At 29.0% G+C, this 2,299-nt stretch carries 1 pseudogene; it reads left to right on the plus strand.

Annotation, left to right across the window (positions count from 1 at the left end):
• Positions 1–2,299 (plus strand): annotated as a pseudogene (locus CAMP5121_RS07925) (hypothetical protein); the annotation flags it as partial.

The raw sequence follows: 2,299 nt of genomic DNA on the forward strand, positions 1-2,299 counted from the left end.
AGTATTAATGGTGGCCATATCAATGGCAAACATAATGATAATGTTAGTGGCGATGCTTTAAAAAATCCAAGTGGTAATTCAGCCAATAAAGTTCATTTGGTGGGGAATGAAGTAGATATATTAGCAGGGGGTATTAACTCAACTTCTACTATTGCTAGTGCTTATGTAAAAGGTTCATTGCAGCAATCCACAAGTTCTTATTATAAAGATGGAGATAAAATCAGCGGTTTTAAATTTAACACTCAAGAATATAGCAACATAGATAAAACGAATTTAGGTAATAAAAAATTAGTAACTAAAGATAAATTTGAAAAACATGCAACTATAGGTTCTGATGTAGACTGGTTTTATTTTGCTAAGGGATGGAATGAAAACAAAAATAATATGAGGGATTTCTTTAGCACTTATAAATTAACTAGTGATATAGATTTTGGGGCTAGCGAAGGTAAAGACTATGCTAACTATTGTATAGATAGCAATAACTGCACTAATATGATAGTTGGAACTACCGGTGCTTTTACAAAAACTTTTGATGGACAAGGGTATACTTTAAGCAATATTAATATCGATACAACCAAATTAAGTTTTGAACCAAATAATGTTGGTATATTTGGTAGAGTTGATGGTGCCACTTTTAAAAATATAAAGATAGATTATAAAGGTGGTGGAATTCAAACTAAAAAAGCTGATTATATAGGTGGTTTTGTAGGATATGTATCAAATGGAACTAATAAACAGAGTGTGTTTGAAAATATCATTTTAGAAAATATGACAAAAGGAATTGTGATAGATTTTGATGCATCTAATTTTCAAAAAAACACAGTAGGTGGTTTTGTAGGATATACGCAAAATGCTAAATTTGACAAAATATTATTGCAAAATATAGGTGATATTAATGGAATGAAAGCAGCTGGTGGTTTTGCTGGTAGATCTGATAAAGGTGAATTTAAAAATATAACTTTAAAAACAATAGGAAATATAGGTAATTATTCATTTGTTGAAGCTGGTGGTTTTATTGGAACTGCAAACGGGTTTGATTGGTTTACTCCTAAAAATATCTTTGATGGAATTAGTTTGTCAGATATAGGAATGATAAGAGGTCAATTATCTGGAGGTTTTGCAGGTGAATCTGCGGGTAAATATAGCAATATCAAGATAGATGGTATTAAATATATCGGAAGCGCTTCGTTAGATAATGGATTTGTCATTAACAGCACAGACTCTGGCGGATTTATAGGAAGATCATCAGGAAATAGTAGTTTTACAAATATCAGTTTAAACAATATAGGTGATATTGTAGCAAAAGGTAGAGCAGGTGGATTTATAGGTGATATGTCCAACACCCCTAAAGAATTTAAACACATATCCTTAAGTAATATTGGAAATATTAAAGCAGATGTTTTTGCTGGTGGATTTATAGGTGATTTATTATTAGGTGGACAAGGTTATTTTGCTATAGAAAATATAATACTAGATGATATTGAAAGTATTGAAGGTGGAAGATATGCTGGCGGATTTATAGGATATTTTAGATCAGATACTAGAAATGAACCTTGGGCTATGAAAAACATACATTTATTTTTTCATGAAAACTTTAAAATAAATGGCGGTGAAAAAACAGGGCTGCTAGTAGCTAACTTTGAAAAAAAAGATAATATTGTTTCTTATGAAAATATAAATATCTACCATAAAGAAAACGCACTGGAAAATGATTTTACTGATAAAAATGAATGGAACAAGTATAATATAAAAAAATACAATAGCGGAAGTGATAAAATTTTAAAATACAACGAGTTTAAAGAAAATGCAAAAATTAATGATCCATTAGCTCCAGTGCTTCCTAGTTTTAATTCAAGTGAAGTCACTCTAAACACAGACGATATCATAAGCAAAGATCTCTTAAATCAAATCATATCCGATTTAAAAGATAAATTCTATGCAGTAGATATAAATACGCTAAATGATTTATTAAAAGCTTATAGTAAGATTGATAAAAACAATCCTGCCTCTAAAGCAGAGTTTTTAGCTAATTATCTTTTAAGTAAAGATGAATATCCAGATAATGAAAAAAGACTTGAAATAGCTCATTCTATGATTCAAAGTTTAGATTTTTTACTAGCTTATACTAAAAACAATACAGGTGATTCTAAACTAACAACTGAAGCATATAATAAGTATTTAGCTAATCAAAAATTATCTGAAATCGAATTTGAAAAAACTAAAAATAAAAGTAATGAACTTAAATATTTCATAAAAGATGATTTAAAACCTTTGGTAGATAAATCTAATGGATATTTAG

The organism is Campylobacter sp. 2352 PW (assembly GCF_024723575.1).
GTDB lineage: Bacteria > Campylobacterota > Campylobacteria > Campylobacterales > Campylobacteraceae > Campylobacter_D.